This is a genomic window from Mesorhizobium sp. M1C.F.Ca.ET.210.01.1.1, assembly GCF_004791585.1.
Classification (GTDB): Bacteria; Pseudomonadota; Alphaproteobacteria; order Rhizobiales; family Rhizobiaceae; genus Mesorhizobium.
The window spans coordinates 209,552-227,127 of record NZ_SRUU01000006.1; the positions used below are offsets into that span (position 1 = coordinate 209,552).

General features: G+C 64.5%; 15 protein-coding genes and 1 tRNA gene. 11 read left to right on the forward strand and 5 right to left on the reverse strand.

Translation table 11 applies throughout. The features are described 5' to 3' along the window. Positions 1 to 121 precede the first annotated feature (121 nt). Positions 122 to 2,950: a winged helix-turn-helix domain-containing protein gene (locus tag EN853_RS09460; RefSeq protein WP_127859362.1), complete on the reverse strand. Its 2,829-nt coding sequence runs from the start codon at positions 2,948 to 2,950 to the stop codon at positions 122 to 124. 237 nt (positions 2,951 to 3,187) lie between these two features. On the opposite strand from EN853_RS09460, the gene EN853_RS09465 reads away from it, so the two are divergent. The 5 genes from EN853_RS09465 (at position 3,188) to EN853_RS33890 (ending at position 6,375) form a co-directional block, all read left to right on the forward strand. Continuing rightward, positions 3,188 to 3,604, forward strand: a complete 417-nt coding sequence (locus EN853_RS09465) for an organic hydroperoxide resistance protein (RefSeq protein WP_127859361.1) — start codon at positions 3,188 to 3,190, stop codon at positions 3,602 to 3,604. 58 nt (positions 3,605 to 3,662) lie between these two features. Then, positions 3,663 to 4,724, forward strand: coding sequence for an alpha/beta hydrolase (locus tag EN853_RS09470; RefSeq protein ID WP_127859360.1), 1,062 nt, complete (start codon positions 3,663 to 3,665; stop codon positions 4,722 to 4,724). Positions 4,725 to 4,748: 24 nt separating this feature from the next. After that, positions 4,749 to 5,261, forward strand: coding sequence for a cytochrome P460 family protein (locus EN853_RS09475; RefSeq protein WP_127859359.1), 513 nt, complete (start codon positions 4,749 to 4,751; stop codon positions 5,259 to 5,261). A 33-nt stretch (positions 5,262 to 5,294) separates the two neighbouring features. Next, entirely contained in the window at positions 5,295 to 6,086 is a 792-nt protein-coding gene (locus EN853_RS09480; protein ID WP_245516883.1) for an alpha/beta hydrolase, read from the forward strand. 112 nt (positions 6,087 to 6,198) lie between these two features. Beyond that, on the forward strand, positions 6,199 to 6,375 hold the full coding sequence (locus tag EN853_RS33890) for a hypothetical protein (protein ID WP_167524429.1): 177 nt from the start codon (positions 6,199 to 6,201) through the stop codon (positions 6,373 to 6,375). Positions 6,376 to 6,451: 76 nt separating this feature from the next. Here the strand turns inward: EN853_RS33890 and EN853_RS09485 are convergent, their stop codons facing one another. Next, complete coding sequence (locus EN853_RS09485) at positions 6,452 to 6,844, reverse strand: cupin domain-containing protein (protein WP_127859358.1); 393 nt, start codon at positions 6,842 to 6,844, stop codon at positions 6,452 to 6,454. Positions 6,845 to 7,288: 444 nt separating this feature from the next. Between EN853_RS09485 and EN853_RS09490 the strand changes: the two genes are divergently transcribed. After that, on the forward strand, positions 7,289 to 8,935 hold the full coding sequence (locus EN853_RS09490) for an ATP-dependent Clp protease adaptor ClpS (RefSeq protein WP_127859357.1): 1,647 nt from the start codon (positions 7,289 to 7,291) through the stop codon (positions 8,933 to 8,935). Positions 8,936 to 8,970: 35 nt separating this feature from the next. Here the strand turns inward: EN853_RS09490 and EN853_RS09495 are convergent. Both EN853_RS09495 and EN853_RS09500 read right to left on the reverse strand, forming a co-directional pair. Further along, positions 8,971 to 9,047: transfer RNA gene (locus EN853_RS09495), tRNA-Arg, on the reverse strand. Positions 9,048 to 9,246: 199 nt separating this feature from the next. Beyond that, entirely contained in the window at positions 9,247 to 10,740 is a 1,494-nt protein-coding gene (locus EN853_RS09500) for a HAMP domain-containing sensor histidine kinase (RefSeq protein ID WP_127859356.1), read from the reverse strand. A 255-nt stretch (positions 10,741 to 10,995) separates the two neighbouring features. Here EN853_RS09500 and rpmH point away from each other — a divergent pair, with 255 nt between their 5' ends. The 5 genes from rpmH to yihA all read left to right on the forward strand — a co-directional run bounded on the left by rpmH (position 10,996) and on the right by yihA (position 14,928). Continuing rightward, positions 10,996 to 11,130 (forward strand): 50S ribosomal protein L34, encoded by a 135-nt coding sequence (rpmH, locus tag EN853_RS09505; protein ID WP_008833937.1) that lies wholly within the window; start codon positions 10,996 to 10,998, stop codon positions 11,128 to 11,130. A gap of 16 nt (positions 11,131 to 11,146) precedes the next feature. After that, complete coding sequence (gene rnpA / locus EN853_RS09510; protein WP_127859355.1) at positions 11,147 to 11,500, forward strand: ribonuclease P protein component; 354 nt, start codon at positions 11,147 to 11,149, stop codon at positions 11,498 to 11,500. 13 nt (positions 11,501 to 11,513) lie between these two features. Then, positions 11,514 to 13,352 (forward strand): membrane protein insertase YidC, encoded by a 1,839-nt coding sequence (yidC, locus tag EN853_RS09515; protein WP_127859354.1) that lies wholly within the window; start codon positions 11,514 to 11,516, stop codon positions 13,350 to 13,352. A gap of 269 nt (positions 13,353 to 13,621) precedes the next feature. Continuing rightward, complete coding sequence (locus EN853_RS09520; RefSeq protein ID WP_127859353.1) at positions 13,622 to 14,260, forward strand: CatB-related O-acetyltransferase; 639 nt, start codon at positions 13,622 to 13,624, stop codon at positions 14,258 to 14,260. Continuing rightward, complete coding sequence (gene yihA / locus EN853_RS09525) at positions 14,257 to 14,928, forward strand: ribosome biogenesis GTP-binding protein YihA/YsxC (RefSeq protein WP_281061497.1); 672 nt, start codon at positions 14,257 to 14,259, stop codon at positions 14,926 to 14,928. Before EN853_RS09520 ends, yihA begins: the two co-directional genes overlap by 4 nt. 69 nt (positions 14,929 to 14,997) lie before the next feature. On the opposite strand, the gene EN853_RS09530 is transcribed toward yihA, so the two are convergent. Continuing rightward, complete coding sequence (locus tag EN853_RS09530) at positions 14,998 to 17,415, reverse strand: DNA translocase FtsK (RefSeq protein WP_127859352.1); 2,418 nt, start codon at positions 17,413 to 17,415, stop codon at positions 14,998 to 15,000. Positions 17,416 to 17,576 lie beyond the last annotated feature (161 nt).

Genomic DNA, 17,576 nt, shown 5'->3' on the forward strand with positions numbered 1-17,576 from the left:
GTGGCATTGAGCGAAATGGCATTCTGGATCGCAGGAAGACCGAATGATCCAGAATGCCACCTCTAGCGCATTTGTTCTTACGCAATTCCGGACGGAAAACCGTTACACGCTTTTCCTGGAATTAGCGCAGCGTCGCCAGCAGCCGTCCGGCAGACTTCAGATCGGCCGTATCCAAGCCCTCCGCGAAGCGCTCGGCCAGCGGTTGGAGCAAAGCTCGGGCGCTGTCGTATTGGCCGCGGGCGGCGAGAAGGGCAGCCAGGTCGCTCGCGGCGCGCAGCTCCCAACCGCGCGCGCCGTGATCACGGCTCGTCTCAAGCGACCGCCCAAGATACGATTCCGCTTCGTCATCGGCACCGGGCTTCGCTGCGCGAACAAGGTTTCCCTTTACGCGCAGCAACTCCGGCATGTAGCAAAGATCCCCATTTGTCTCGACCGACCGGATTGTCTCGTCGATCGTTGCAAGGGCTTCGGCGGACCGGCCTGTCGCGGCGAGACCCTGAACGAGCGCGATACTGAGCGGCGTTGTAAGCAGTTCGTACGGGGCTGCGTGAAGGTTCTGCAGAGCGCCTTGCAAGCCACGAACCCCGCTTTCCGCATCGCCTCTACGAATAGCGAGTTCGCCTTGGACGCCTTGCCCCACGGCGAGGTAAGGCCTGAGAGCGTGCAGCTCGGCACAGGAGAAGAGACGATTCAGGTGCTCCTCCGCGCGGTCGATGTCGCCGACCCAAACGAATACGGAGATGGCCCAGACCAGGGCGATGGAGAGCGTCAGGGGGTGGTCCAAGGCTTCCGCGTCCCTGACGGTCAGCAGCGCGCGCTCGACGGCCCGATCGGGATGGCCTTGCAGCCAGAGCGTCCTCGCCAGGATCGCGCCGGCGAGAATTCTGCCATCGAAGCCGAGATAGTTCGTCGTGGTCCGGTCGGAACGAGGCCCGTACCGCAACGCCTCCTCGAGCGCGGTCCGCGCACGGCCATGCTCTCCGCTCAGATGGAGCGAAATCCCCATCAACGAATGCGCCAATGTCGTGGAAACGGAGTCTTCGAGGGTGCCAGCGATGGCGGAACAGCGCTGCGCATAGTTGAGCGCCGTCCTGAACCCTCCCGTGCGGAGGTGGAACATCTGCAGTGGACCCAAAACCTGGAGCTGATCGAGCGCGTTGCCCCGCTCCTCGGCAATGGCGAGGCTTCTCTTCAAGGCCACACGCGCCGCGTCCTGGCCTCCGCGCGTGAACATCAGGGACACACCCGAGGCCGCCTGAAGACGCATCTCGTCGGGCCCCCCATGCGTGCTGTCGTCCAGAGCAAGAATTGCCTGGGCAGCCCAGCGGTGGCATTCGGTGAGCAAGGACATCGACAGCAAGACCGGAGCTGCGGCAGTGGCAAGCCGGATGCCGAGCTGGGTGTTCCTGCCGGGCCCGAAGCACCATTCCAAGGCCGCCCGCACATTTGCAAGGCCGGCGAGGTGAAGAGCCCGCTGTGCCGCACTCGACAAGGTTGGCCATTCAGTTCCGGTCTCCTCAAGCCATCGCAGGTAGTAGGTGGCGTGGCGGGCGGCCAGTTCCTTGAGCTCGGCATCGTGGACGTCGAGCTGGAGGGCACAGGCCCGCGTGGTATCGAGCAGCCGATAGCGCATCGTTGCGCCGGCCGGTCTTGCCGCGACCATCGACTTGGCCACGAGGCTGTCAATGGCGCCAAACACCAAAGTCTCGTCGACAGCAGGGCTCGTCACGATCGCCAGGGCGGCCTCAATCGAAAAGTGGCCGACGAACACCGCAAGCCGGCGAAGCACCAGACGCTCGAACTCGGACAGAAGCCCGAAGCTCCAGTCCAAAGTGGCCTGGAGGGTCTTCTGGCGCGGCGGGGCGGTGCGCTGCCCCGGCCACAGCAGGGTCAGCCTTTCGTCGAGAAGGGCCGCGGTCTTGCGAAGGCCGTAGCTTGCAACCCGTCCGGCCGCCAGCTCGATCGCGAGTGGCACGCCGTCAAGCTTCCGGCACATGTTGGCCACGACCTTGGCATCCGCGTCATCGAGATCGAGGCGCGCGCCGCTGGCCGCGGCGCGTTCCACGAACAGCTGGGTCGCAGGGAAGTGCTGCGCAACGGATACCGTGAGCTCTGGATCGTCCGGTGGGTATGCCAGCGGCGGCAGCTTGTAGACGTGCTCCCCTTCGACAAGAAGCGGCTCGCGGCTCGTCGCGAGGATGTGGGTCTGCGGCGTCGTGGCGAAGATGCGGGTTGCCAGCTCTGCGGCCGCATCGATGACATGCTCGCAGGTATCGAGGACCAGGAGGATCCGCCGCCCCGCGAGATAGGCGATCAACTCGGAGACGGCGTCGTCGGACTGCGGTGACAGCCCAAGCGTCGAGGCCACTGTCGCTGCAACCAGGTTTGGATCGCTGAGCGCGCCCAGATCGACGAAATGCACGGCGCCGGCGAAGACCTCGATCAGATCATGCCCCACCGCCACAGCAACAGTGGTTTTGCCGACCCCGCCCGTGCCAACGATTGTGACGAAGCGCGTGGCAATGAGCTGGGTCGAAAGCGCGACGGCATCATCGGCCCTCCCCACCATGCGGACGAGCCGGTTTGGCAGATTGGCGTGCGGATAGCTGTCGGCGACCTCCCTTTGCACGTCTTTCCGACCGCCCGATCGCGAGATCGGCGCCACAAAGCAGTAGCCTCGTCCGGCCAGGGTTGCGATGTAGCGCGCGCCGTCCTGGCCGTCGCCCAGCGCTTTTCGCAGGTTGGCCATGTGAAATCGCAGGCTACCCTCCTCCACGGTGACATCGGGCCAGACATGAGCCAGCAGATCCTTCTTGCTGACGACCTCGTTTGGGCGGGCAGCCAAAGTCGCCAGGATGTCGAAGGCGCGTGCACCGAGATCAACCGGCACGCCCTGGCGCAGAAGGAGCCGTTCGTTCGCAACCAGAGTGAAGGGACCAAACGAAATCATGTCGCTTGTCGCGGCTCCGATCGTATCATGGAGTCATCCTTCGCCTGATTGAGGAGGATCCCGGCTCGCAGAAGGGCTTTCCCTCAGGACAGATTCGCGCCGAGTGACGATCTGCGGCGAGACTTGCTGCTGCTGGCGAGCACTAACAGCTCCTCATAACGCATAACGGGCCAGCAGGGCGACCTCTCTCTATGTGTCGAAGCAGCACAGCCTTCCATCGACCAACGGAGAGTGATCATGCCCGCACAAACAAAACGACTTTACACCGGGAAAGTCCGCACCACCGGTGGTCGCGATGGAGCATCCCGCAGCTCCGACGGGAGGCTGGACATCCGGCTCTCGCCACCCGGAGGCCCGGGCAGCGGCACCAATCCCGAGCAGCTGTTTGCCGCGGGCTGGTCGGCCTGCTTCGAGGGCGCGATGGCGATCGCCGCCCGCAAGATGAACGTCGCGCTGCCCGCCGGATCGGCAATCGAGGCGGAGGTGGACCTCAACGTCGACGAAGGCGCCTATTTCCTCGGCGCGCGTCTCAGCGTGAGCCTGCCAGGTGTCGACCGCAGCGTCGCGCGAGCGGTCGTCGATGCAGCCCATCAGACCTGTCCCTATTCGAAGGCCACACGCGGCCACATCGATGTCGAAATCAACCTGATCTAGCCTGATGCCGACCGTCGGGTCGGCCCTGGCCAAACCTCGCAGCAAGGTGGCTTACCCAATGAACGCAATCAGAACTCCGGAAGAAATCGACCATTCCCGCCGGCGGCTGTTCGGCATCGCCGCCGCGACCTTCGCGGCTGCGCAACTCGGCGCGATCAATGGTGCGAGCGCGCAAGGCGGCCGGACGGACGCCACCGCCTCCGGCACCAGACAGCCCAGGACCTCGTTCGCCTCGCTGAAGCAGATCAACGCGGGCCTGCTGAACATCGGATATGCCGAGGACGGCCCTGCAGGCGGTCCCCCGGTCATCCTTTTGCACGGCTGGCCCTATGACATCTACAGCTATGTCGATGTCGCGCCGTTGCTTGCGGCCGCAGGATACCGTGTGATCATGCCCTTTCTGCGCGGCTACGGCACGACGCGCTTCCTGTCGGACGCCACCGTGCGAAACGGCCAGCAGGCGGCGCTCGCCGTCGACATCATCGCCTTGATGGATGCCCTCGGCATCCAGACGGCGGTCGTCGCGGGCTACGACTGGGGGGCGCGGACCGCCAACATCGTCGCCGCTCTGTGGCCGGAGCGCTGCAAGGCCATGGTGTCCGTCAGCGGATATCTGATCGGCAGCCAGGCGGCCAACATGGCGCCGCTACCACCGCAGGCCGAGCTGCAATGGTGGTACCAGTTCTATTTCGCTACCGAGCGCGGCCGTGCAGGCTACGCGAAAAACACGGACGACTTCGCCAGGCTGATCTGGCGGCTCGCGTCCCCGCAATGGAAGTTCGACGACGCCACTTTCGCGCGCAGCGCGGCAGCCTTCGCCAATCCGGACCATGTCGACATCGTCATCCACAATTACCGGTGGCGCCTCGGCCTGGCCGCAGGCGAACCCAGATATGACGACCTGGAAAAGAAGCTCGCCACGGTTCCGGCGATCGGCGTGCCGACGATCACCATGGAGGGCGACGCCAATGGCGCGCCGCATCCGGACCCCAGCGTCTACGCCAAGAGATTCTCCGGCAAGTATGAGCACCGGCTGATCACGGGCGGCATCGGGCACAACCTGCCGCAGGAGGCGCCCCAGGCCTTCGCCCAGGCAGTCATCGACGTCGACCGGTTCTAGCCTCTCGAGAGAAGGAGCATTGCGATGGGACGCCTTGGTCTCGCATTGGCCGGGCTGGCGGCGACATTGGTCGCAACCGCGGGCGCTACGCTCGAAGCCGGCGCGGGTTCGGACGCGACGAACGCCTCGCCGATCTACGGCGTGACGATCCCCGACGGCTACCGCGGGTGGGAACTGGTCGCGCCGGCACTCGAAGCGGACCCGCTGAACGAGCTTCGCGCAGTCGTCGCGAACAGGGTTGCGATCGAAGCATATCAGGCTGGCAGGCTGCCGTTTCCGGACGGCACTGTCCTCGTCAAGCTCGCGTGGAAACGGGCGCAATCGGCCGAATTCGAACCCGCTTCCGTTCCCGGCGCGGCGACGACAGTCCAGGTCATGGTCAAGGACTCGAAGAAATACACGGCTACGGGCGGATGGGGCTTCGGCAGGTTCGTCGACGGCAAGCCGGTCGATGAAGCTCAGCACCAGACCTGCTTCGCTTGCCATGAGGCGCGCGTTCAGGGTCACGATTATGTCTTCACGCGGCTTGCGCCGTAGTCGAACCATGAACACATTCCGACGAAAACACTCATGAAGGACATTCAGATGAAAACACTGCTTGCAGCCTTGGCGATCGCCAGCGCCTTTTTCGGCAATGCGTACGCGCAGGCCGACAAACCCACCATCGTCCTGGTTCACGGCGCGTTCGCGGATTCGTCGAGCTGGAACGGTGTCGTCAAAATCCTGGAGAAGGATGGCTATCCCGTCGTGGCTGTCGCCAATCCGTTGCGTGGCGTGAAAAATGACGCCGGCTACGTCGCCGACATCCTTGGCTCTATCAAATCGCCTGTCGTCCTCGTTGGGCATTCCTACGGCGGTTCGGTCATCAGCGAAGCGGCCGACGGCCATGCGACCGTCAAGGCGCTGGTCTATGTCGCGGCCTTCGCGCCGGATGCGGGCGAAACAGCCGCGCAACTCGCCGGCAAATTTCCCGGCAGCTCCCTCGGTCCGACCCTCGCGCCGCCGGTCACCCTGTCAAGCGGTGGGAAGGACCTCTACATCCGGCAGGACAAGTTCCACGAGCAGTTCGCCGCCGACGTCCCCGAAGCCGAAGCCAGGCTTATGGCCGCGGCGCAGAGGCCCATTGAGGAAGCCGCGCTGAACGAAATCCAAACTGAAGCGGCGTGGAAGAAGGTTCCGAGCTGGTTCATCTACGGAGACGGCGACAAGAACATACCGGCCGAGGCCTTGGCATTCATGGCTGCTCGGGCCCACTCACGGGATACCGTGGTCATCAAGGGCGCCTCGCATGTGGTGATGGTGTCGCACCCTGAACCCGTGGCGCGGCTGATCGAGAAGGCTGCTACGAAGGCATCACAATGAAAGCGGTCGTGATGACCGCGCAAGGCAGACCGTGATTGAACTTTGTCGAGTTGCCCGGGCCTGTTGGCCCGGGCGAGGTCCTTGTCGAGGCCGCCGATGCAGACGCCATTTCATGGATACCGGCGTGCGACGCGGGCTGGCCTGGACCGACATCCCCAATCCGAAGGTTCCCGGCGTCGAGGGCGATGGCGGTTCCATCCAGGTAGGCGACCAGGCGCGCCGCCAGCACGCTCGATGGCGCGGGAAATGGCGGTTGCAGGACAATTTGGAAGGGAATGGCGCGCCCTGAAGTCAGAAGGTCGAAGCATCCAAGTGTAGCCCAGACCACCACAAGCCGCAGCCTCCTGGCGTGGTGACGCCTGTGATCAACCTTCGGGAGCAGTCGGCGCCCAGGGGCCTTCAATGACCGTCGCCTCCTTGTCACTGGGCCAGCGCGGCATAGTGATGCAGAGGAACTTGAGCGGTTCGGCACCGGTGCAGCGATACTGGAATGCGGTCCCGACCGGAATGTCGATGGATACGCCAGCCGTCAGAACGGTCGTCTCCTCACCAGTACCGTCGCGCCGCCATATCTGCCCCTCGCCCGAGAGAATGTGCCAGAACTCGCTCACCGTGGCGTGGACGGTGGCCCGATTCACCTGACCTGGTGGAACGGTGGAGTGGATCATGCCGCCGGTCTCGCCTTCGATCAGGTGACGCACCTCCGCTCCAGCGGGGGAGCGGGCATCCGGAGCGAACGGAAACGGGCGGGTCTGCATGGGGAACCTCCTCCCAACCATACGACATCCGGCGCTCCTGGGTGAAGCGGTGGTTCCCGATCCTTTCGGCGGTTGCCCGGCAGTTGGCTCATTCTCGCCCTCGCGCCAGATGGCACCATGCCAGCACCACACGAAATTCACGCGGACTTTGATTTCTTCACCTTGTCCGCGGGCTGGCCGGAAGGTGTGTGAAGCTGCCTAGAAGAGGGTTGCCAACTTGGCAGCCGGCGGTCGACATCGATCGCTGGCTTGCCGCCCGAATACTGCTTTGGGCCGACAGCGGGCATGAGAACGCCGCCCGCTCAGCAGGTCCGGCGGCTTGAGTGCCCGAGTCAACGATTGGCCCTTCCCAGGGGGCCGCCGGACCGTTGAGTCGTTAACAATTCATGCAATATGGCGCAGATATTGTCGGCCCGCAGCAGCTCTGGGAAGTGAGCCTTTACAGTGCGCGACACATCCGCCGAAACATTACAACTTGTCGTTCACAACGACGACCAGACTCCGTGGCCGTTTGTCGTCAATCTCATCCGCTCGGTCTTTGGCCGATCGGAGACGGAGGCCGAGACCTTGACCGCGACGGTGTCGCAGCAGGGAAAGGCGGTGTGCGGCAGCTATCCTTCGGCCGTTGCGAAAGCCATGCTGGACACGGCAAAGCAACGCATCAAAGCGGCTGGCCACCCACTTCGCATCACTACCGCTCCGGGCGGAACGGAGGACGCGACCGCCTCGGGCCATCCGACACAGGCCTCGCGCGACAGAAAGTTCAAATATGCCCACGAGGCAATCGCTTGGCATTTCGGCGGACTGGCGCATGACGAGATCATCGCAACGTCCCGCCAGTTTCCCGGTCATATGCGCGCCGATGTGCAGGTGGCGCTCGACAAATTGTTCTCGGCCTCGCCTCTCCGTTTCTTCGGCCTCTACGAGCAGCACCGCTATGAGACCCTGACCTATGCCGCGTTGACGAAGGACGGGCAGTACGCCGTCACCATCTCGGCGGCGCAGTACCAGGACGTCGATATCGGCGAAAGTGAGCCGATCAAGTGCCTCAACAATGGTCTATGGCTGAATCGGGACGGAGACCTGCCCTACGCGGTCGTGCTGTCTTTTCACCGCGAGTACGGCCGCGAGGCCGGAACTTGCGTCGAGATCGCCGTGCCGGCCGGCGAGGCCGGGGTGGCGCTGGTGAACCGCTGCTTTCTGGAATTGGAGGCTGCAATCCATGACGCGCGTTCCTACCGCGGCAAGGTTCTCTCCCTCGAAACGGAAGATGACTATCAGGGCCGAGCGAAAGGCGTGATGGTCCATCGCTTGCCGCAGGTATCGCGCGACGCGATCATCCTGCCGGAGCGGACCCTGAAGCTTCTCGACCGCAACGTGATCCGCTTCATCGAGACCCGGGACGCACTGAGGCGGCTTGGGCAGTCGACGCGCAAGGGCATATTGCTCTACGGCCCGCCGGGCACCGGCAAGACGCACACCATCCGCTACCTCGCCGCCAATCTCCCTGGACATACGACGCTGATCATAACGGCCGGCCAGATGGGTATATTGTCGCAATACATGACCCTGGCGCGCCTGCTGCAGCCGGCAACCGTCGTGATCGAGGATGTGGACCTAATTGCCCGCGACCGCGAGAACATGGGCGGTTGCGAAGAGTCCCTCCTCAACACGCTGCTCAACGAGATGGACGGATTGAAGGACAATGCCGATATCCTATTCGTCCTGACCACCAACCGGCCCGAGCAGCTTGAAGGCGCGCTCACAGGGCGTCCGGGACGCATCGACCAAGCCATTGAGGTGCCGCTGCCGGACGACGACTGCCGGGAGAAGCTGGTGCGCCTCTATGGCGGCGGGCTAAAGCTTTCCGACAAGATCGTGGCCGAGGCCGTGACACGCACCAAGGGTGTCAGCGCGGCCTTCATCAAGGAGCTTATGCGCCGTACCGCGCAAACCAGCATCATGCGCGGCGACGGTAAGGTCGTGACCTCCAAGGATCTTGCCGAGGCCGTGGACGACATGCTGTTCACGGGCGGCCGACTCAATATCAAGCTGCTCGGCGGAGCAATCGATGGGCTGTCAAATGGCTGAGAAACAATGGCGTGTCGAACACGTCGACAGTGAATTGGCGCGCCCGAAGAGATTCGAACTCCTGACCCCCAGATTCGTAGTCTGGTGCTCTATCCAGCTGAGCTACGGGCGCGCAACAGGCCGTGCATGACACAAGCCTCGCAATCCGGTCGACACGGCCGGTCGCGATGTGGAAGTGTTCCCTAACGACTGAATTTCGGAAAAGCAAGCCGATCCGGCAAAAGTTTTGTCGCAGGCATATCGCCAGGCGCATGGAGCGGCTCTCGACCCCAAGCAATCTCGAAGGAATGTCGTTTCTGGGACCTGCGCACCTAGGCAGGGCGGCGCAAGCTTCCGCGCGCCTGGTCGAGCCGCACCGGCTGGTCGGGGATGGTGACGGCGAAGACGGTGCGGCCGCCGATCGATTCGACCAGCTCCACCGTGCCGCCATGGGCGCGGATCAGCTCATGGGCGATCGCCAGGCCAAGGCCGGTGCCGCCACTGCGCGCCGAGCCGCGGAAGGCGGCGAACAGGTTCTCGCGCGCCTTGGGCGGCAGACCCGGACCGGTGTCGGTGACGGTGATGCGGCTGACGCTGCCAAGCCGCTCGGCCGAGACGGCGAGCCGGCGCACCACCGCGCTCTCGGTATCGGCCGCCATCGCCTGCACCGAATTGCGGCACAGATTGGTGAGCACGCGGAACAGCTGGTCGGAATCGGCGTCGACCTCGAAGGTGAGGTCGACGGCGTTGATGAACTCGATGCCTTCCTCGATGTCGAGCAGGCCGTGCACGTCGTCGACCAGCTGGCGCAGCCTGAGGCGGCGGCGCGACGGCGCCGGCTCCTGCGTGCGGCCATAGGCAAGCACACCTTCCGAATAGGCGACGGCGCGGTCGAGCGCGCGCAGAAGCTTGGGCGCGAAGGACTGCACGGTCGGGTCCTTCACCTGGCGCAGGCGGTCCGACATGAGCTGCGCGGAAGCCAGGATGTTGCGCATGTCGTGGTTGATCTTCGACACCGCGAGCCCGAGGTCGGCGAGGTGCTTCTGCTCGGAGAGCATCTTCTGCAGCCGATCCTGCATCTGCGCCAGTTCGCGCTCGGCCACCCCGATCTCGTCGGCGCGCTCGGTCGGACAGATTATGCGGCCGGGGTCGTCGGGCGCTTCGGAGAAGGACAGGATCGAGCGCGTCATGGTGCGGATCGGGCCGATCATGATCAGGTCGATCGCCGCATAGACGAGCATGGCTGTGAACAGCGAGATCAGCAGCGAGACGACGGCGACGTTGCGCGAATAGCGAAGCATCGCATTGTGCAGGCTGCGGTCCGGCATGATCAGCTCGAACTCCTTGTCGCTGTCGCCGACCGGACCGAAGACGCGCAGCATGCGGTTGCCGCCGGCGAACAGCGTCTCCAGCGCGCCGGTCATGCCGTTGACCAGGCCGACATTGGCGATATCGACATGCTCGTCGACCTTCGGCGGCATGTCGGCCACGACCAGCAGCCGCGAGACGCCGCCGTCGCGCACCGCGATCGCCTTGGCGCCGATCGCCATCAGCACGTCGTTCTGGGCGGCATGCGACAGCGAGTTCGGCTCACCCTGCAGCAAGACGATCGAGACCGCAGCGGCGGTGCTCAGACGCTCCTTCAGCCAGTTCACCCGGTAGCTGGCGATCCAGGGCAGGAAGATCAGGATTTCGGCGAGCAGCACGAAGACGATGGTCAGAAGCAGAAGCTTGGTCGACAGGCCGCGCGACAGCGGCACCCGGCGCGGCGCGCTCACCGCCGCCGGGCGTGCCTTATCTTCCGTGGACAGGACTTCACTCGTCATGACGCGGTCTTCACGAAGGCTTGATCGGCCAAGGTTATGCGATTTGCGGCTTTTTTGCCAATTTCGTCCCTGGCCCCGCGAAAAAACGCCGGGGACGGGCCGGATTGACTTCCAAAAACCTTCTTTCTATAAGCCCGCTCACGCTCGGGCCATCCGTCCCGGCGCGGTTTCGATCGCGCCTAAAACCGGCCCGGCAAAGCTCCTGTTACACAGTGACAGAATCAAGAAGGGCCGCACGCCGCGGTATTAAAACAAATGAAGCGTACCTACCAACCGTCCAAACTCGTCCGCAAGCGCCGGCACGGTTTCCGTGCCCGCATGGCCACCAAGGGTGGTCGCGGCGTCGTCGCCGCACGCCGCAACCGCGGCCGCAAGCGGCTCAGCGCCTGAACGAAAGACGAGATCGTTGCCCGCAACCGGTAAGCCAAAGGGACAAACTCCCGGGCGGCTTCTGAAACGCGCGGATTTCCTGGCTGTGCGCGGCGGCGAAAAGCGCCGCGGGCGGCTTTTTCTCGTTGAAGTTCTCGACCGAGGCGACGACCTTTCGCCGCGCGTCGGCTACACCGTCACCAAGAAGGTCGGCAACGCCGTGGTGCGCAACCGCGTCCGGCGGCGGCTGAGAGAAGCCGTACGCACGCATGCCGCCGATGACATGGCGCTCGGCAATGACTATGTCATCGTCGGGCGCGAAGACGTGCTTGCCATTCCGTTCGGCCAGTTGAAGGCCGAGCTCTCCCGCCGGCTGCGCGGCACACGATAGGCCAAGGCTTTCGATGGAAAACAACCGCAATTTCTTCATCACCATCGCACTGTCGGTGCTGATCCTGACGCTGTGGCAGGTGTTCTACATGAACCCACGCATGGAGCAGCAGCGCGAGCAGGCCCGCATCGAGCAGCAGCGCGCCGAAGCGCAGAAGAAGGAAGCGGGCGGCACCGCCAATTCAGGCGCGGCCGGAACGCCGGCGCCGGCGCCGGCGGCCGGCAGCGTGCCCGGCGCGCCCGGCGGTGAAGCGGTGACGGCGGCCAGCCGCGACCAGGCCATTGCGGCGACCAAGCGCGTCAAGATCGACACGCCGAGCCTCGAGGGCTCGATCAACCTCACCGGCGCGCGCCTCGACGACCTGAAGCTCAAGCACTACACCGAGACCGTCGACAAGAACTCGCCCAAGATCGAGCTGCTCAACCCGTCGTCGCTGCCCAATGGCTATTTCGCTGAAATCGGCTTCGTCGGCAATGACGCGACCGGTAAGGTGCCGGGCGCGGACACGGTGTGGAGCGTAGAGGGCAGTCCGACGCTGACGCCGTCGTCGCCGGTGACGCTGACCTTTACCAACGACAAGGGCCTGACCTTCAAGCGCACCGTCTCGGTCGACAACGACTACATGTTCACGGTGTCCGACACGGTGCAGAATTCGGGAACCGCCGCCGTCTCGCTGTTCAACTACGGCCGCGTCACCCGCTTCGACAAGCCGGCCGTCGCCAGCACCTACGTGCTGCATGAGGGCCTGATCGGTGTCACCGGCACGGAGGGGCTGGAGGAATACAAATACGCCTCGATCGAAAAGGAGAAGGAGTACAAGCCCGGCAAGTCGACCGACGGCTGGCTCGGCATCACCGACAAATACTGGGCGGTGACCCTTATCCCGACCGAGAAGCAGCCCTTCCAGCCGAAGTACTCCTATTTCGAGTTCAAGGACGGCCCCCACTCGCACAGCTATCAGTCCGACTTCCTGTCGGATGCCATCAGCGTCGGCCCCGGGCAGTCGACCACGATCGAGTCGGAGATATTCGCCGGCGCGAAGGAAGTCTCGACGATCAACGCCTATGCCAAGGACAGGCAAATCCGCCAGTTCGACCTGCTGATCGACTGGGGCTGGTTCTATTTCATCACCAAGCCGATGTTCTGGCTGATCGACACGCTCTACAAATTCTTCGGCAATTTCGGGCTGGCGATCCTGGCCACCACCGTCATCGTCAAGGCCATCTTCTTCCCTTTGGCCAACAAGTCCTACGCTTCGATGGCGAACATGAAGAAGGTGCAGCCGAAGATGCTGGAGATCCGCGAGAAATACGCGGACGACAAGATGAAGCAGCAGCAGGCGATGATGGAGCTCTACAAGACCGAGAAGATCAATCCGCTGGCCGGCTGCTGGCCGGTGGCGCTGCAGATTCCGGTCTTCTTCTCGCTCTACAAGGTGCTCTACATCACCATCGAGATGCGGCATGCGCCGTTCTTCGGCTGGATCCACGACCTTGCGGCGCCCGATCCGACCTCGGTGTTCAACCTGTTCGGCCTGCTGCCTTTCGCGCCGCCGGCTTTCCTGCCGCATCTGGGCGCCTGGGCGGTGGTGATGGGCATCACCATGTTCCTGCAGATGCGCATGAACCCGGCGCCGCCGGACCCGACGCAGGCCGCGGTGTTCACCTGGATGCCGGTGATCTTCACCTTCATGATGGGCAGCTTCCCGGCCGGCCTCGTCATCTACTGGGCCTGGAACAACCTGCTTTCGATCCTGCAGCAAGGCGTGATCATGAAGCGCCAGGGCGCCAAGATCGAATTGTGGGACAATCTGGCGGCGATGTTCCGCAAGAAACCATCACCGGCAGAGTAGCCGGCATCATGTCACCGAGAACGAGAACCCCGGGCTTGCCCGGGGTTTTTCGTTGTCGCCTGAAACTCAGGCAGCGCATTCCTCGTGGATTCTTACAATCCTGCCCATAACGCCGTGACGGCTTCCGGCGCAGCGCCGCCGGTGTTTGGGAGGTCGTGCGGCAGATCGGGGTCCCGCGCTGCCTCGCGGGATCCTGGTTGCGCGGGTAGACCGCACAGCCGCATGCCCATATAAGCTCCGCTGTCGCTGCAAGGCGGACGGAGCAGCCCATGACCGGACCCAACCCCAACCTCAAGCATCCCATAGCGATGCATCCGCGCGTCGGCTTCCTGAAGGGGCTGGTCAATGCGCCGAATATCGAGATCGGCGACTTCACCTATTACGACGATCCCGACGGTCCCGACAAATTTGCCGAGAAATGCGTGCTGCACCACTATCCCTTCATCGGCGACAGACTGATCATCGGCAAATTCTGCGCCATCGCCGAGGGCGCGCGCTTCATCATGAACGGCGCCAACCACGCGATGTCCGGCTTCTCGACCTATCCGTTCAACATCTTCGGCCATGGCTGGGAGGAAGGGTTCGACCCGCAGACCTGGTCGAAGGAGATTCGCGGCGACACGATCGTCGGCAATGACATCTGGATCGGCATGGACGCGGTGATCATGCCCGGCGTGAGGATCGGCCATGGCGCCATCGTCGCGGCGAAATCGGTTGTCACGCACGACGTGCCGCCCTATGCGATCGTCGCCGGCAACGCGGCCAAGGTGGTGAAGATGCGCTTCGACGAGTTCACGGTGCGGCGGCTTTTGAAGGCGGCTTGGTGGGACTGGCCGGTCGACAAGATCAGCCGCAACCTCGACGCCATCCGCGGCGCCGACATTTCGAGGCTGGAGGCCGCGGTTTGAACACGCCGGACAGAACCACAAGCGAAACCGCGATAAGTCCGGAGCTGTTCACCCGGGCGTGGATCTTCATCCGCGGCGTGCCGTCGATGAAGTTCCTGCCGCCGGAAGGGCCGCCGGAGATCGCCTTTGCCGGCCGCTCCAATGTCGGCAAATCGTCGCTGATCAATGCGCTGGTCGGCCAGAAGGGCCTGGCGCGCACCTCGAACACGCCGGGACGCACGCAGGAGCTCAACTATTTCGTGCCGGACGGGTTCTCCGGCGAGGGCGCCGACCTGCCGCCGATGGCGCTGGTCGACATGCCGGGCTACGGCTACGCCAGCGCGCCGAAGGACAAGGTCGACGCCTGGACGAAGCTGATCTTCGAATATCTGCAGGGCCGGGTCACGCTGAAGCGCGTCTATGTGCTGATCGACGCCCGCCACGGCATCAAGGCCAAGGACGAGGAGGTGCTGTCGCTGCTCGACAAGGCGGCGGTCTCCTACCAGGTCGTGCTGACCAAGACCGACAAGATCAAAGCCGCCGGCGTGCCGAGGCTGATCGAGGAGACGCTGGGCAAGATCAAGAAGCGGCCGGCGGCGTTTCCGGCGGTTCTGGCGACGTCGTCGGAGAAGGCCGCCGGGCTCGACGAGCTGCGCGCGGCGATCACGCTGGTGGCGAACGGCGGCTGAAGCAGCCTCGCGAGGCGCGTCGGAACCGACTCCGCAGGCAGGGCTGTCGCCCCGCCTGCCCGATCCACCTCAGTCCGTCTCGTCGCGTTCCGGCGTGTGGTCCCGGCGGCCGGCGAGGATCTCACGCTTGCCTACATGGTTGGGAGTGCCGACCAGGCCCTCCTTCTCCATGCGTTCGACGAGCGAGGCGGCACGGTTGTAGCCGATGCCGAGGCGGCGCTGGATGTAGGAGGTCGAGCATTTCTTGTCGCGCTTGACCACTTTGACGGCCTCTTCGTAGAGCGCGTCGCCATCCTCAGCGTCGATCGAGCCCTTGTCGAAGACCGGACCGGTGTCGGCCGCCTCTTCTTCCTCCTCCTCGTCGGCGGTGACCGTATCGAGATATTCCGGACGCCCTTGCGCCTTCAGATGGGCCACGACGTGCTCGACCTCGAGGTCTGAGACGAAGGGGCCATGCACGCGCGCAATGCGCCCGCCGCCGGCCATGTGCAGCATGTCGCCCTGGCCGAGCAGCTGCTCGGCGCCCTGCTCGCCAAGGATGGTGCGGCTGTCGATCTTGGACGTCACCTGGAAGGAGATACGGGTGGGGAAATTGGCCTTGATGGTGCCGGTAATGACGTCGACCGACGGGCGCTGCGTGGCCATGATCAGGTGGATGCCGGCGGCGCGGGCCATCTGCGCCAGCCGCTGGATCGCGCCTTCGATCTCCTTGCCGGCCACCATCATCAGGTCGGCCATCTCGTCGACGATGATGACGATGTAGGGCATCGGCGCGAGGTCGATCTCCTGCTCCTCGAACAGTGGCTCGCCCGTGCCCTTCTCGAAGCCCGTCTGCACCTGCATGACCACGACCTCGCCCTTGTCGCGGGCGCTTGCAGCGCGCTGGTTGTAGCCGTCGATGTTGCGCACGCTAAGGCGCGCCATCTTGCGGTAGCGCTCCTCCATCTCGCGCACCGCCCATTTCAGCGCCGTGACCGCCTTCTTGGAATCGGTGACGACGGGCGTGAGCAGATGCGGGATGCCGTCATAGACGGACAGTTCCAGCATCTTGGGATCGACCATGATCAGGCGGCATTCTTCCGGCTTCATCCGGTAGAGCAGCGACAGAATCATGGTGTTGATGGCGACCGACTTGCCGGAGCCGGTGGTGCCCGCGACCAGAAGGTGGGGCATCTTGGCCAATTCAGCGATGACCGGCTCGCCGCCGATCGTCTTGCCGAGGCCGAGCGCCAGCTTGCAGGACGTGTGGCGGAAGCCGGGCGATTCGATCAGCTCGCGGAAATAGACCGTCTCACGGGTTTCGTTGGGCAGCTCGATGCCGATGACGTTGCGGCCCGGCACGACGGCGACGCGCGCCGAGATGGCCGACATAGAGCGGGCGATGTCGTCGGCCAGCCCGATGACGCGGCTGGATTTCACGCCCGGCGCCGGCTCGAACTCGTAGAGGGTGACGACCGGACCCGGTCGAACATGGATGATCTCGCCCTTGACGCCGAAATCCTCCAGCACACTCTCGAGCAGGTCGGCGTTCTGCTCCATCCGCTCCTGCGACATGTAGAAACCCTGGCCTTCCGGCGGCGTCTGCAGCAGGTCCTCGGAAGGAAGCGCGTAGCCGGCCGAGGCCGCCGGCGGCACGACCTTGCCGGCGACAGGCAGGGACGGCGCGGACCTCGTGGTACGGGCGCTCCTTGCATCGGAAACAGGCGCGGTGGCGGCGGCCTCGGGCGCTCGCTGTTCGATCTCCACCGGAGCGGGCCGGACGGCGGGCGCTCCTGCCGGCACCGTCACCGAGCCAGGGCCTTCGGCCGGACCATTCGAGCGCCATTCGATGACGCGGTAGAACGACGTTGCCTCGCCCATGGAGGCAGGGCGGGATTGGCTCGGCTGCAACGCCGGCGCGGGTGCGACGGCGGGCCGAGACGGATCGTTCAGGCGTGCCCGCGCCAGGCGCTCGGCGAGCAAGGGCATGCTGAACTCGAAGAACGCATCGTCGGAAAGATAGGACCAGCGGAATTTCGGCGGCTGCGGCTGTTGCGCCGGAGTGGCTACCGCCAGCGGCGGTGCGGCGATGGCTTGCGGCGGTCTGGCCGGGTCAGTGGAGGCGGGAATTGCCCGGGCCGGATTGGCCGGCTGGGGGGCCGGTGGCGCCGGGCGGATGGAATCACGCGGGGCCGCCACCTTGGCCGGCGCTTCGTCATCCGGCTGCGGCGCAGGCCGCTTGTCGGAATCCGGCGTTCGCGTGAAACGCACATTGGGCGCGAGGAAGAAATATCGCTGCCAGGCCGGATGGCCGAACTCGCCGCCGCCAGCCGGATCGAGCGGGACGGTGTTCGATTCGCCGCCAGCAGGGGCCCGCAGCGTGACGACCTGTCCCGTTCGCCCTTGCGGCGGCACGGCCGCTGCATAATCACGCGCGTCCTCCGGACGGCTATGATCGTCGTTGCCGTAGGCGGAAGCGCCGGAAGGAGTGGCTCGGGAAAAACGCATGGATGTCACACTCGAGATTCGTCGAACAAACGTGTCCCGAGACATAGGAACCGATGGTTAACAAGCTCTTCCGAACGGCTCCGCGAAGATGCTGGTCGACGGTCGAGTTGAGCTGGAAGGAAGGGTGTCGAAACAGCGTGGGCCGGTCATGACCCGCCGGC

Bases quoted from the DNA above. Each gene is read 5' to 3' on its own strand.
- EN853_RS09460 (WP_127859362.1), bottom strand. From the start codon at position 2,950: ATGATTTCGTTTGGTCCCTTCACTCTGGTTGCGAACGAACGGCTCCTT.
- EN853_RS09465 (WP_127859361.1), top strand. From the start codon at position 3,188: ATGCCCGCACAAACAAAACGACTTTACACCGGGAAAGTCCGCACCACC.
- EN853_RS09470 (WP_127859360.1), top strand. From the start codon at position 3,663: ATGAACGCAATCAGAACTCCGGAAGAAATCGACCATTCCCGCCGGCGG.
- EN853_RS09475 (WP_127859359.1), top strand. From the start codon at position 4,749: ATGGGACGCCTTGGTCTCGCATTGGCCGGGCTGGCGGCGACATTGGTC.
- EN853_RS09480 (WP_245516883.1), top strand. From the start codon at position 5,295: ATGAAGGACATTCAGATGAAAACACTGCTTGCAGCCTTGGCGATCGCC.
- EN853_RS33890 (WP_167524429.1), top strand. From the start codon at position 6,199: ATGGATACCGGCGTGCGACGCGGGCTGGCCTGGACCGACATCCCCAAT.
- EN853_RS09485 (WP_127859358.1), bottom strand. From the start codon at position 6,844: ATGCAGACCCGCCCGTTTCCGTTCGCTCCGGATGCCCGCTCCCCCGCT.
- EN853_RS09500 (WP_127859356.1), bottom strand. From the start codon at position 10,740: ATGACGAGTGAAGTCCTGTCCACGGAAGATAAGGCACGCCCGGCGGCG.
- rpmH (WP_008833937.1), top strand. From the start codon at position 10,996: ATGAAGCGTACCTACCAACCGTCCAAACTCGTCCGCAAGCGCCGGCAC.
- yidC (WP_127859354.1), top strand. From the start codon at position 11,514: ATGGAAAACAACCGCAATTTCTTCATCACCATCGCACTGTCGGTGCTG.
- EN853_RS09520 (WP_127859353.1), top strand. From the start codon at position 13,622: ATGACCGGACCCAACCCCAACCTCAAGCATCCCATAGCGATGCATCCG.
- EN853_RS09530 (WP_127859352.1), bottom strand. From the start codon at position 17,415: ATGCGTTTTTCCCGAGCCACTCCTTCCGGCGCTTCCGCCTACGGCAAC.